General features: G+C 37.8%; 12 protein-coding genes. 8 read left to right on the top strand and 4 right to left on the bottom strand.

Going from position 1 to position 14,089, the window contains the following annotated elements:
- Positions 1-27: 27 nt before the first annotated feature.
- Entirely contained in the window at positions 28-1,464 is a 1,437-nt protein-coding gene (locus I5515_RS03135) for a diguanylate cyclase domain-containing protein (protein WP_199964706.1), read from the bottom strand.
- A 176-nt stretch (positions 1,465-1,640) separates the two neighbouring features.
- On the bottom strand, positions 1,641-2,432 hold the full coding sequence (locus I5515_RS03130) for a hypothetical protein (protein WP_199964705.1): 792 nt from the start codon (positions 2,430-2,432) through the stop codon (positions 1,641-1,643).
- Positions 2,433-2,612: 180 nt separating this feature from the next.
- Between I5515_RS03130 and uvrB the strand changes: the two genes are divergently transcribed.
- The 8 genes from uvrB (at position 2,613) to proB (ending at position 12,159) form a co-directional block, all read left to right on the top strand.
- Positions 2,613-4,634, top strand: a complete 2,022-nt coding sequence (gene uvrB, locus I5515_RS03125; protein ID WP_199964704.1) for an excinuclease ABC subunit UvrB — start codon at positions 2,613-2,615, stop codon at positions 4,632-4,634.
- A 93-nt stretch (positions 4,635-4,727) separates the two neighbouring features.
- Positions 4,728-5,315, top strand: coding sequence for a lipocalin family protein (locus tag I5515_RS03120; protein ID WP_199964703.1), 588 nt, complete (start codon positions 4,728-4,730; stop codon positions 5,313-5,315).
- 109 nt (positions 5,316-5,424) lie between these two features.
- Positions 5,425-6,372, top strand: coding sequence for an EamA family transporter RarD (rarD, locus tag I5515_RS03115; RefSeq protein WP_199964702.1), 948 nt, complete (start codon positions 5,425-5,427; stop codon positions 6,370-6,372).
- Positions 6,373-6,588: 216 nt separating this feature from the next.
- Entirely contained in the window at positions 6,589-8,046 is a 1,458-nt protein-coding gene (locus tag I5515_RS03110; RefSeq protein ID WP_199964701.1) for a glyceraldehyde-3-phosphate dehydrogenase, read from the top strand.
- A 149-nt stretch (positions 8,047-8,195) separates the two neighbouring features.
- On the top strand, positions 8,196-8,921 hold the full coding sequence (locus I5515_RS03105; RefSeq protein ID WP_199964700.1) for an MFS transporter: 726 nt from the start codon (positions 8,196-8,198) through the stop codon (positions 8,919-8,921).
- A gap of 11 nt (positions 8,922-8,932) precedes the next feature.
- The gene (locus I5515_RS03100; protein ID WP_199964699.1) at positions 8,933-9,607 is read left to right on the top strand and encodes a hypothetical protein; all 675 of its coding nucleotides are present in this window, start codon (positions 8,933-8,935) and stop codon (positions 9,605-9,607) included.
- Between the two features lie 182 nt (positions 9,608-9,789).
- Positions 9,790-11,010 (top strand): Obg family GTPase CgtA, encoded by a 1,221-nt coding sequence (gene cgtA, locus I5515_RS03095; RefSeq protein WP_199964698.1) that lies wholly within the window; start codon positions 9,790-9,792, stop codon positions 11,008-11,010.
- Between the two features lie 15 nt (positions 11,011-11,025).
- Positions 11,026-12,159, top strand: coding sequence for a glutamate 5-kinase (proB, locus tag I5515_RS03090; RefSeq protein ID WP_199964697.1), 1,134 nt, complete (start codon positions 11,026-11,028; stop codon positions 12,157-12,159).
- A gap of 27 nt (positions 12,160-12,186) precedes the next feature.
- On the opposite strand, the gene I5515_RS03085 is transcribed toward proB, so the two are convergent.
- Positions 12,187-12,843 (bottom strand): HAD-IB family hydrolase, encoded by a 657-nt coding sequence (locus I5515_RS03085; protein WP_199964696.1) that lies wholly within the window; start codon positions 12,841-12,843, stop codon positions 12,187-12,189.
- Positions 12,810-14,018, bottom strand: a complete 1,209-nt coding sequence (locus I5515_RS03080; RefSeq protein ID WP_199964695.1) for a DUF1615 domain-containing protein — start codon at positions 14,016-14,018, stop codon at positions 12,810-12,812. Before I5515_RS03080 ends, I5515_RS03085 begins: the two co-directional genes overlap by 34 nt.
- Positions 14,019-14,089 lie beyond the last annotated feature (71 nt).

Here is a 14,089-nt window from a genome sequence, read left to right as displayed (position 1 = left end):
AAAACAGGCAATATGCCTGTTTTTTTATTAATTAAATTTAATTTCCTGATAATAATTTTTCTTCTTTTGATACATATGATGGTCGGCACGCTTTAACATATCTTCGATTTGTTCATTTGTCTGAGTGGTTGCATGTCCAATTGCAATGCTAATTGGATGGCTTGAATAATATTGGTTGTCGATATTAAAAAGCTCTTGAATGGTTTGAAGCATAATTAAAACATTCGATTCATCTGCACCTTGCATCAAAATAACGAACTCATCGCCACCTATTCTTGAAGCCGTATATGCTGTATTTGTAATAGCTTGATTTAGAATTTTCCCGACACGGCGTAATAAACCATCACCAATATCGTGGCCAAATTGATCATTTATTTCTTTTAGACCATTCATATCTAAGAAAATTGAAGAAACAGGCCTAATAATATTTCGGTTTAAACGGTTGAGTTCTTCTGTAAAGAAAGCTCGGTTATATAACTGGGTAAGGACATCATGTTGTCCCAGATATTCAAGATAGTTTTCGGCTTTTTTTCGAGCTGTGATATCTGTAAGTGCTACCTGAATGAGTCCCCATGTCTCTTCATAACCTGGAAAAACCGTAAATTGGAGTAATACATTTCTTATCTGCCCATCTAAGGCATAGTTAATTGCTTCACGTTTATGGTGAATATTACCTTCCCATAGCTCAATAAGTTGCTCTCGAAAGGTATCAACCATCTCTTCGGCAAAAATTTTATGTGTATTCTTCAATAGCGTAGTTTTGTCAGGGGCTTTAAATAAATCTAAAGTTGCCTGATTCACGTCTAAAATCAGAATATCTTCTATACATTGGCGAACAAATTCAGGATGGACATCTAAAAAAGTTCTAAAGTCTTCAATCCCTAATAGCCTAAGTTGGTCAAGCCTGGTTTTGATTCGACTAAAATCTTCCACCCAAAGTGAAGTAGGAGAATAGATAAACATTGATTCAGCTAGGCGGCGGTTTTTTTCTTCTTGCCGAAGTGCATTTTGATAGGGGGTAATATCTTCTGTCGTAATCAATAGCCTATTAAATGTAAATTCAGAGCCAGTTAAAATAGCTCCTCGTAACTGAACATCAATACGTTTGCCCGATAACGTGTAATTTACAGTGGTACTTGAGAAATGGGTTTTACCATTCCAGAGTTCTTCTAACTCATAGATATGTGACTCGAACATTTCTTTTTTAAAAATAAGATTTAAATTTGAACAGAGTTCTTCTTGTGTCTTTGCTTCGAAAAGTTCTAATGCCTTTTGATTAACTTTAATAATTTTGATTTTATGGGCGCATTCAATCACTAAATTTTTATTTTGACTTAAAAAATCAAGGAGATTTTCAACACCTTGATTTCTCCATACATCAAATTGTTGTTTAACGTCACTGAAATCTTCAATCCACATGGGAATTGGGCTTAAGTCAAAAATCGAAGAATCTAAAGTTTCCATATGTTTCTTTAAGTATTCAGTTTGCCTTAAAGTATAATGAGAAAAATTAAGATTTGGAAAGATAAAGGTTTTAAATTTATTAGAATAGTTAAAAAATAAAAGTATTAACTGTAAGGAAAAATAAAATAATGAGAAAGCAGAGATTATCTGCTTAGCTCATAAATTTTTAAAATAATTTAACGGTTAATTGGATGGTCAATATTTTTCTCACCACGCCAAAGTTTGATGAAGTCTTGCTCGTCAAAATCGTAAAGTTCCATGAGTGCAACGACTGCACTAACAAAAATCATGGCACCCTCAGAATTTCCGTGTAGATCAAAAATTTTACCATTGAGCTTACCTAAAATATCACTAAGCTCATGATCACGGCCTCGCCCGTAACGATCTCGAGGGTACAGCTCTTCATTTAAAACAATAAAGGCAATGGCTTTTTCGGCACTCGATAAATCGGTTTTATCTAAGGCTTCTTCAAAAGATTCACTGCCATGATTGAAGTAAAAAATAACTTCATCATTAATAAAACTTTTTACCATCTTTTGAGTTAATGTTGGAAATTGAGAAACTGCATTATCTTCAACATAAGGCTTAAAAGATTCTGGAAAAATAACGTTGTGATGAATATCTTTAAACAATGGGGCAATTTCAGAAACTTTATAACCCGCAATGCCACAACCTAAAGCAGTGACAAAATATTTCATTTTAGGATGATTTTTGGCATATATTTTAAAGTCTTCAACATAGTGCTCAATTTGTGAAAGAGGCATTTGTTGAATATGTTCATTTAAGGTGGGAATTGCAAAGCTTTGACCAGCCCAGCCACGACCTACACCTTCAACTGCCCCAAAGTGCTGATGTGCAACACGAGCTGCGCCACTACCGTGCTGTCCAGCAAGATTACTTCCAAATACAAAAACTGTATCTTCGGGAAGTTCGGTTACAATACTTTCATCATGATATTGATAGGTCATGGTTATGCTTTTTATTTAATGGATAGCTTCATGTTGCAACTGATTAGGGTATTGGTCAAGTGTTAAGATGCTTAATCTTTTACATTGAATTTCAAGTTCAATTTGCACTTTAAATTAAGATAAAAATCCCCATTAATGAGGGAGACATTCAATTCAATTTTTTCATAAAGAGAGATAACTTTGAACGAAAATCAACCTTTCGATTTGGTCACTCATTATCAGCCTGCGGGTGATCAGCCACAGGCGATTGAAAAGCTGGTAAATGGTATCGAGCATGGTTTTCGTAATCAGTTATTGCTAGGTGTAACTGGCTCAGGTAAGACCTATACCATGGCAAATGTAATCGCCCAAACACAGCGACCTACAATTGTGATGGCCCATAACAAAACTTTGGCTGCCCAGCTCTATGGCGAGTTTAAATCTTTCTTCCCCAATAATGCGGTTGAATATTTTGTAAGTTATTACGATTACTACCAACCCGAAGCTTACGTTCCATCTTCTGATACGTTTATCGAAAAAGATGCGGCGATTAACGACCATATTGATCAGATGCGATTATCTGCAACACGAGCTTTATTAGAACGTCGTGATGCAATTATTGTCGCATCGGTGTCTGCAATTTATGGTTTAGGTGACCCGAATGCTTATATGCAAATGTTGCTGCATGTGGTTGAGGGTGATCGAGTAAGCCGCGATGAAATCATCCGCCGTTTAGTTGAAATGCAATACACACGTAATGAGCTTGAATTCTTGCGTGGTACTTATCGTATTCGCGGCGAAATTATTGATATTTTCCCAGCTGAATCTGATCAACATGCAATTCGCATAGAACTATTTGATGACGAGGTCGACTCAATCCGTTGGTTTGACCCGCTAACTGGTAAAATGGTTCGTAAAGTTTCTCGGGTAACAATTTATCCGAAAAGTCACTATGTGACACCAAAAGATCATTTGACTCGTGCCATTGATACGATCAAGGATGAATTACAAGATCAGCTCAAATTCTTCCGTGAACATGACAAGTTACTCGAAGCACAGCGTATTGAACAACGAACACGTTACGATCTGGAAATGATGCAACAGTTGGGTTATACCAATGGTATCGAAAACTATTCACGTCATTTGTCAGGGCGTCCATCTGGTGAAGCGCCGCCGACGTTATTCGACTATATTCCAGAAGATGCTTTGCTCATTATTGATGAATCACATGTTACGGTTCCGCAAATTGGAGCGATGTATAAAGGTGACCGATCACGGAAAGAAAACTTGGTGAATTATGGATTCCGCTTACCAAGTGCGCTTGATAACCGTCCAATGAAATTTGAAGAGTGGGAGCGTATTGTACCGACGACCATTTTTGTAAGTGCAACACCTGCTAAATATGAATTAGAAAAGTCAGACCAAATCGTTGAACAGGTGGTACGTCCAACAGGTCTCATCGACCCTGAAATTGAGATTCGTCCTGTCTTAACCCAAGTAGATGATGTTCTTTCTGAAATTAATATTCGTAAAAACTTGAATGAAAGGGTGTTGATTACTACTTTAACAAAGCGTATGGCAGAAGACCTGACCTCTTATTTAAAAGAATATGGCGTGAAGGTGGCTTATCTCCACTCAGATATTGATACGGTTGAGCGTGTCAAAATTATTCATGAACTACGTACAGGTATATTTGATGTTTTAGTCGGTATTAACTTGCTACGTGAAGGTTTGGATATGCCAGAAGTTTCTTTGGTTGCTATTTTAGATGCAGATAAAGAGGGCTTTTTACGTTCGGAACGTTCACTCATTCAGACAATTGGTCGTGCTGCGCGTAATGTAAAAGGTAAAGCAATTTTATATGCTGACCGAATTACCGATTCTATGCAAAAAGCAATAGATGAAACGGATCGCCGTAGAGCCAAACAAATCGAATTTAATGAACTGCATGGTATTACACCGCGTAGTGCTGTTCGTCAGGCTGTCAAAGAAATTGACTCGGGTGAAGTACTTTCAGATGACGAGATTGATGAAAAAGTACTTGAACAAGCAAAAGCCTTGAGTGCCGATGAAAGACACATTCTTTCAGATCCAAAATTGTTCAGTAAGCATATTACTAAGCTTGAAAAAGATATGTTAAAGGCCTCGAAAGATTTACAGTTTGAACAAGCAGCGCGTATTCGTGATGAAATTCTTCGGTTAAAAGCGCAAATGTTGCAATAAATGAATACATAACGCTACATAATGTGTTTAAAAAACAAGCTAGTGTAGATATTTAAGTTCTTTTGTATTCACAACTAATCGTTGAGGGCAACAATGGCATTTCGAAATAATGTTCCGCAGGCCAGTTGGCGTTTAGCTAAAATTGCGTTGGGCGGAGTCGTTTTGGCTGGTTTAGCTGTTGGAACGTATGTTTATGCTCAGCCTAAGCCTTTACAAACTGTTTATAAAGTTGAACTGGATCGATATTTAGGTGTCTGGTACGAAGTAGCGCGTAAGCCTGCATTTTTCCAAAAAAAATGTGCTTACAACGTATCAGCTACCTATACATTAAATGAAAATGGAAATGTGGTTGTAGATAATCGTTGTTATGACAATAGAAACCAACTACAGCAATCTATTGGTGAAGCTTTTGTAGTAAACCCACCATACAATACGAAATTGAAAGTGAGTTTCTTACCAGAGGCTGTGAGATGGATTCCGGTCATTCGTGGTGATTACTGGATTTTAAAAATAGATGAAGACTATCAAACTGTTTTAGTGGGAGAACCTTCTCGTAAATATCTTTGGGTTTTATCGAGAACACCTCATCCTGAACAAGAAGTAGTTGATGAATATCTGAATTACGCTAAAACATTAGGCTTTGATATTCGCGATATTATCCGCACAGAACATAAAGAATAACTGTAAATGTGTGCTTAAGAAAAAACCATGTTTTACATGGTTTTTTCTTTTTTATAGTGGATAAATCAAGTATTGTGGTGAGCTGTTTTTACTAAAGTATAAGAGGGTGATGATGTTTAAGGGCGTGAGCTTGTCTGTCATGGCATCTGTCACTTTTGGCGTACTTTATTTTTATACTCAATTGTTAAGTCAGCTTGATAGCCAACAAACTTTTGGATGGCGGATTATTGCAACAATACCATTTTTAACTTTGTTTATGTGGTGGAGTGGTGATTTAGCATATATCAAAAATATCTACCAACGTATTTTGGCTAAACCCTCTTTATTATTGCTGTTAATCACAACCTCCGTTTTAACGTCAGTACAACTTTGGCTGTTTTTATGGGGGCCTATGCATGGGCGAGGCCTACAAGTATCTTTAGGATATTTTCTATTGCCGCTCGTTCTTGTTTTAGCCGGAAGTGTGCTTTATGGCGAAAAAATATCAAAATTTCAATGGGTCGCAATTATTCTTGCCGTCATTGGAGTGGGCCATGAGATATGGCGTTTAGGAAGTATTGCATGGGAAACTGCACTGGTTGCGGTTGGCTATTCTGCCTATTTTTTATTACGTAAGACCATTAAAACAGACAATTTAGGCGGCTTTTGGTGGGATTTAGTCATTATTCTACCGATTGCAATTTATTTAACTCATACAGGTTTACTTCCTTATAGCAAATTTGTAGACCAACCAACGCTTGGTTTAGTCATTGTTGGGCTAGGAGTTTTAAGTGCTATTGGTTTAGGAAGTTATATTCTGGCAAGTCGTTTTTTACCATTAGTCATTTTTGGACTTTTAGGATATTTAGAACCAGTATTACTTGCTTTGGCCTCTCTGGTTTTAGGGGAGAGTATTGGCCAAGAAGAATGGTTCACTTATATTCCGATTTGGTGTGCAGTATTTGTGTTAGTTTTAGAAGGTGCAGTTCACCTTTATCAGCAACGACAAAAAGCCAAAAATTTGCAGCTAAACATCGCAAAATATCAAAAAAGATTAAAAAATGATGAGTTTGATTAGCAGCTGAGAATCTAAAAAGTAAGAAAAAGCAAAAATTTAGCTGCTTTAAACAATAAAATAATAAAAAATAATTATAGGTATTTTATGAATTTATGATGAATTTTAGGAAAATCTAATCACTAACGTCAGCTTTTGATTCATTCTTGCCAATAATTCCATTACAATTACGGGGTTTAAAAAATCACGCCTAGATATAATTAATTAGAGGACGTATCTGTGAGCAAAGACACTATCATCGCCCTGCATGCTGAACACCAAGGCCGTTGGAAAAACCGTGAAGAAATCGCGGAACGTATGATTGCATTAATCGGACAATTATACCGTGAAAAAAATATTGTCGTATCTGTTTACGGTCGCTCTTTAATTAACCGTTCTGTTATTCAAATTTTGAAAACTCACCGCCGTACACGTGTTGTAGACGTTGAGCTTTCTGTTGTAAATACATTCCCAATTTTAGAAGCTTTAGCTCAGCTTGAAAATATCGGTTCGGCAGAAGTTGATATTGGTAAACTTGCTGTTGAATATAAAGAAAAAGGCGGTGATGTTAACGCTTTTGTTGCTCAAGCAGTTGAGTCAATCAAAGGTAGCGCAACTTCTGAACAGCCTAAAGATGTCGTTCTTTATGGTTTTGGTCGTATTGGCCGTATCTTGGCTCGTTTAATCATTAGCCAATCAGGTTTAGGCCGTGGTTTAAGCCTTAAAGCAATTGTTGTGCGTAAATCTTCTGATGGTGATTTAGCAAAACGTGCTTCTTTACTTCGTCGTGACTCTATTCACGGTACTTTCGCTGGTACAATCTCTGTTGATGAAGAAAATGAAGCAATCATTGCAAATGGTAACTTCATTAAAGTGATTTATGCATCTAGCCCAAGTGAAGTTGACTATACTGAATACGGTATTTCAAACGCACTTTTAATCGACAATACTGGTAAATGGCGTGATGCTGAAGGTCTTAGCCAACACTTGAAATGCCCAGGCGTTGCACGTGTTGTATTAACTGCACCAAGTAAAGGCGAAATGAAAAACGTTGTATTTGGCGTAAACAACACAGACATCTTAGATGAAGACAAAATCATCTCTGCTGCAAGTTGTACAACAAATGCAATTACTCCAATTCTTAAAGTATTGGATGACAAATATAAAGTTCTTAATGGTCATGTTGAAACTGTTCACTCATTCACAAATGACCAGAACTTGATTGATAACTACCATAAAGCAGATCGCCGTGGCCGTGCTGCTACTTTGAACATGGTAATTACAGAAACTGGTGCAGCTAAAGCAGTTGCTAAGGCATTACCTGCATTGAAAGGTAAGTTAACTGGTAACTCTGTACGTGTTCCTACGCCAAACGTATCTCTTGCTATCTTGAACTTAACGCTTGATAAAGAAGTTGATCGTGAAGAAGTGAACGAATACATTCGTCAAATTTCGATTAACTCTAGCCTTCAAGGTCAAATTGGTTATACCAACTCGACTGAAGTGGTATCGAGTGACTTTATCGGTTCTCGTACTGCTGGTGTATATGATGCTCAAGCAACGATTACTTCTGGTAACCGTTTAACTGCTTATGTTTGGTACGATAACGAAGTAGGCTATAGCTGTCAGGTGTTACGTATTGCTGAGCAAATGTGCGGCGTAAGCTACAAAAAAATTCCTGCAGAAATGAATGCTTAAGATCATTTAACGATCTATAAAAGTTTTTCACAAAAAGACCCAGTTTAGACTGGGTTTTTTTACAACCGTACAAAATATATGCTGACTATTTTTTGTAAATAAATGAGAATACGAATTAAGGAAAAAAAGAAAATAGTAAGGGATTGGAATTGTCGCAGTTTAAACGTTTACTGGTCGTTTTTATATTCATCATTATTGCCAATTTATGTGGTGTACTCATTGCAATATGGGTTTTTAAGCATTTTAATATTTATATTCCATTGAAAAATCAGGCAGTTGCTATCGATTTACAAGAGCCTCTACAAGTTAAGGTTAAAGTTCAAGATGCGTTAAATGTAGATGTGAAAGGGCGGGTAAATGCAAGTATTCCCATCGATGAGCAACTGAATATTCCTTTAACACAAACGTTAACCCCTCGCGTTTACTTCGATAATATGGTTCCAATTAGCACCACAATTCCTGTCAAAGAAACATTAAAAGTAGAGCAAAATTTACCAATCGATACGAAGGTTCAGGTTAGAGTTTTAGGGCGTGATATTACTTTACCTTTAAAGGGAACAATTCCATTAAAACTTGATGTTCCAATTGATATTCAGGTCCCTCTGGAACAAAAGGTTCATTTAAAATTTGATGCGCCCGTGCGAACGGTATTAAAGGAAAATTTACATATTCCTTTAAAAGCAAGATTAAATACGAATATTCCAATTGAAGGTAATTTGAATGTACCTGTCAAAACAGCGTTAAATGCTTCAGTTGATGTGAAAAATACTTTACCTGTTAAGATCGCAAATGGTGAGTTAAAAATTCCTCTGTCCAGTATGCGATTAAATCGGGTATTAGATTCAGAAATTTCACAGACAAAAACTGATCAATAGGGTGAATGCTAATGTTTCGTTCACTCAAAAGTATGTTGATCAGTTTCTTTTTAATGATGATACTTGCCGCTGTTATGTTTTGGGTATATCTCAATATTCAAGCAAATTTAGTGGTTTCGGCTCATAATGCTGATATTAGTTTACCTGATTCTTTAGAAACAAAAATTCATGTCGGTAATACTTTAAAAGTTCAGTCGATTGGCAAGCTTGATACAATTCTAGATATAAACCGTCAACTGACCCTGCCGTTAAAGGGGAAATATTTAGCAGATATAAGTTTTGCTGTAGAAACGCCCGTTACCGTAAATGTTGATTATACAACGACTCTAAAAATTGATCAGGTCATGCCTCTTGAAACGACTACAGATCTAATCTATCAAAATAAGTTTTTACCTAAATTTCCACTTAAACTTAATATTCCCATAAAGTTAGATGTACCTTTTCAATTAAAGCGTAGTTATACCATTCCAATTAAAATTGTTTTTGATGGTCCTGTTTATTTTGAATTTGATGAGCCAGTAAATTTATCGGTTAAACATCAGTTTAGACCAAGTTTAGAGGTTAACGACCCAATGGAAATGGGAAATGTTTCGTCATTTAATGCGATTATGTATAACTCGGTTCCTAAAACGAAAGCGAATCTTGATATGCAAATGACCTTACCTCTACGGAATGTTCATCCTTAAAAATTAAATCGTCATCCTGCATTTTATTTTCAATATAGCCTGTATTTGTGAATCTAAAATGCTTCTGATGACTTAAATATAAAAACAGATCGTTATAAATGGGAATTGTCCCATTTTCTATTCGAGAATTTTATGAAAATATGGCAGAATAGGCGGTTTTAGAGTTTTTAGAGGATTGGCAGATGCGCTTTGTTGATGAAGCAGTCATTACCGTAGAGGCTGGCGACGGTGGCAATGGCGTAGCCAGTTTTCGCCGTGAAAAATTTGTACCATTTGGTGGCCCAGATGGTGGTGATGGCGGACGTGGTGGAAGTATCTATATTCAAGCTGATGATGATACGAGTACGCTAGTCGATTACCGTTACACACGTAAGTTCCGTGCTGAGCGCGGAAAGAATGGTGCAGGCGCTAACTGTACCGGACGTGGTGGTGAAGATGTGGTTTTAAAAGTACCTGTGGGTACAACAATCGTTGATACAGATTCAGGCGATATTATTGGCGATTTGGTTGAAGACGGCCAAAGAATTTTAGTTGCAGGTGGTGGTGACGGTGGTTTGGGGAATACCCACTTTAAATCATCAACTAACCGTGCCCCGCGTAAATGTACAACAGGCATCAAAGGTGAATTTCGTGAAATTCGTCTTGAATTAAAAGTATTGGCAGATGTTGGTCTACTGGGCATGCCAAATGCTGGTAAATCAACCTTTATTCGTGCTGTAAGTGCTGCAAAACCAAAAGTGGCAGACTATCCATTTACAACTATGGTTCCAAACCTAGGTGTTGTAGATGCTGATCGTCATCGTTCATTCGTAATGGCCGATATTCCAGGATTGATTGAAGGTGCAGCAGAAGGCGCTGGTTTAGGAATTCGTTTCCTTAAACATTTGGCACGTACGCGTATCCTTTTACACATTATTGATGTGCAACCAATTGATGGTTCAGATCCGGCGCATAATGCAAAAGCAATTATGAACGAGTTAGCTAAGTTTTCTCCTACTTTAGCTAAACTACCGATTGTTTTAGTACTGAACAAACTTGATCAGATTGCTGAAGAAAGTCGTGAAGAGTGGTGTCAGCATATTCTAGGTGAACTAGAGTGGACTGGACCTGTCTTTAAGACATCAGGTTTATTAAGCGAAGGAACAAAAGAAGTTGTTTATTACTTAATGGATCAGCTTGAACAACAACGTGAACGCGAAGTTGAAGATCCTGAATATGCAGCAGAAGTAAGAGCTTTCCGTGAACAACTAGAAATTGAAACACGTGAACAAACCATTGCGGCAAAAGAAGCATATCGCGCTATGCGTCGAGCACAACGTCTTGAAGGCATGTTGGGCGATGATGATGATTTTGACGATGATGAAGACGACACTGATGTAGAAAGCATCTACGTTCGTGACTAGAAAACCGAGGAAAACATGATAGAAGTGGTCGATGGGCAACGTCAGCTCAGTGAGTGTAAACGAATCGTTGTTAAAATCGGATCATCTTTACTCACAGCCAATGGGCAAGGTTTAGATTTGAATGCTATTTCGCACTGGGCGAAACAGATTGCAGATCTACACAAGGCCGGACACGAAATTATTTTAGTGTCGTCTGGAGCTGTGGCTGAAGGTATGGTTCGTATGAAGCTTGCGAGTCGACCCACCGATCTACCCAGTCTACAAGCCTGTGCTGCGATTGGGCAGATGGGTTTAATTCATACTTGGTCTAGTGTGCTTGAAGAACATGGTATTCGTACTGCTCAGGTTTTACTGACACATGATGATCTAGCGGACCGACGTCGTTATTTAAACTCATGTGATGCTTTGCAAAACTTGATTGATTGGCATGTAATTCCAGTCATTAATGAAAATGACACGGTATCTACCGATGAGATCCGTTTTGGTGATAACGATACTTTAGCAGCGATGGTTGCAGGTCAGGTTCATGCGGAATTGCTGATCATTTTAACGGATCAGCAGGGTATGTTTGATTCAGATCCGCGTCACAACCCCGATGCGAAATTACTCTCTACTGTTCGTGCTATGGATGATGTTCTATTCGAAATGGCTGGCGGTGGCGGTGTACTCGGCAGAGGTGGTATGGTAACTAAGGTTCGTGCCGCACGTTTAGCTGCTAAGTCTGGTTGTCCAACGCTCATTGCGAGTGGTGAAAGTGATAATGTCTTGTCACGTGCGATGGCAGGTGAAATGTTAGGTACGTTGTTTACTACAGATAAAGACCGTATGACTGCTCATCAACAGTGGCTCGCTGCTCATTTGCAGACAGCAGGCCGTCTCGTAATTGATGATGGCGCTGTTGAAGCGATTAAATTGAAACATCGCAGTTTACTCCCTGTTGGGGTTAAAACTGTTGAAGGGCATTTTGATCGTGGTGATGTGGTTGAATGTGTAGATAAACAAGGTAAACGTATTGCCGTTGGTCGAGTGAATTTTAGTTCACGATCTGCTGAAATTATTAAAGGCTTAGCCTCTGATAAGGTTTATCAAGTACTTGGTGAAGCCCGTTCACTTGAAATGATTCATCGTGATCATATGGCGATTTACTAAATTATTGTAAAACTAAAAAAGCTCGCTTTATGCGAGCTTTTTTTCTGGCGTTAAACGAGGTAGAACACGATCTTCACCCACCATATATGGGTGTGTAGCAAGACTCAACATATCTAGGTCTTCTGAGCTATTACCATAAGCATAAATTTGATGATAATGCTGTAGCGTATATTGCTGATGTATTCGTAACTTCTTTTGTTCACTACTACAATCTGGGGTTGAATAGTAACCCGTTACCATGCCATTTTTAATTTGAGTTTCAGTACAAATTAAATCGATATCGAGTAACTTGCAAAGTGGGGCAAGGTAGACATCAATTGAGGCAGAAACAATTACCACCCGATCACCACGTAACTGGTGCTGTTGTAACTGTGCGAAAAGTTCAGGTGAAAGTGCAGAGACTAACTGTTGTGCGTATTCTTCACCTAATCTTCGCAGTTCAATTGCGGAGGTATCTTTGAACATGCTGCGAAATAACTTGGCGCGCATAGCATGGGCAGGATAAAAGTTAAGATAGTAGGCTTGAATCCATGGCAGGATTTTCAAGCTTTGTTTAACAATATGGCGTTTAGATAAAGCATAAAAGATAAACCCTGTAAAACTGTCTTTGCTACACAAGGTTCCATCAAAATCGAACAGGGCGAGACTCTTTATAGTCTTATTCGTTTCGCTCGTTGCATACATGATTCATATCTTCCGTTTACGCGGGTTGCATACCAGTTGGTATTATAGTCACGACTTAATTTAGGCCCAGAAATTATCACTTGAGGCATCATTGCATAGATAGGTTCTTTACCAGTCTTAGCTTTATAAAGTTTAGTCAAAGCGATATAAGTTTGGGTACTCTCAAACTTTTTCTCTTTTTCTAATTTCAGATCATCACGAAGTTGTCTTGGTGTAATTAAAACATTATTTTTAGTAAATACATTCATTAATTCTTTTTCTGATTCACTCAGAACTGCGCGTGGATCACCAGCTTTATCGTAAAGTAGTAAATCACCATCTAAAGTAAGCTTAGCCTCAGTAAGATCATCTAGCATGCTTTGAAAAGCAGCATTACGGCTTGAATACATGCCTGAGTTATAATCGGCAAAACGGTAAATGGCTTTGTCATAGTCTGCTGGATATACCATCAAGCGATGAATACCATAATATAGACCACCATATTGTGTATAGAGATCATTTCTAAGATCATTAATATTCATACTAGTGCGCTTATGTGCTTTAGCATAATTAATATGAACTTGCATTGAACCCAGTGTAGTGATTGGATTCATTTTTTCACCAATATCTTGTCCAACCAGTTTAGCAGCACCAGTTAAAGCACTGACATGATAATGTTGAGTCATAAAATCAAAAATTTGGCGATAAAGTAAGTCAAGATCTTTTTCAGTTTTAACTTTACCCATCTGACTCATATAGTTGTTGTCAGGAGAAGGCTGGTTTTTTAATACTTCTTCAAAATAGCCTGCGACAGTTCCACCAACTTTCTGGCCAAGTTTGTCTTCAAACTTTTCATTTAAACGAGTACTAACTTCTTCAACTGCTTTTTTACCTAGGCCCGGCACTACAGGGTTAGCGACAAAGTTAGATTCCTGATCCACAATTGCGACGATACTACAGACATTCTGTTTGGTTTTAGGAATTTTTAATTCCTGCATAATATCATCAATATCTTTTGCCCATGACTCGCGATCATGTACACGTGGTGGAATTAATTTTTTAATGTGTTGGCTTTCTAAAGCAGGCTCATCATTTTTTGACCACCAGCCTTTATCTCCACAAGCGGCTAAACTCATGCATACGGCGACTACACCGAATGATTTTAATAAAAAACGGGAAGATAGCGGTTTGTTCATGGCGAGGAGAGCACCTGCATAAAAAGATGAGCCGATCAAGCGGATGAAGTATACTATGTTGATCATCAATT

It is taken from the genome of Acinetobacter calcoaceticus (assembly GCF_016508255.1).
Taxonomy (GTDB): domain Bacteria; phylum Pseudomonadota; class Gammaproteobacteria; order Pseudomonadales; family Moraxellaceae; genus Acinetobacter; species Acinetobacter calcoaceticus_E.
Note: the sequence above shows the minus strand (reverse complement) of the source record. Positions and strands in the feature narration are given on the sequence as shown.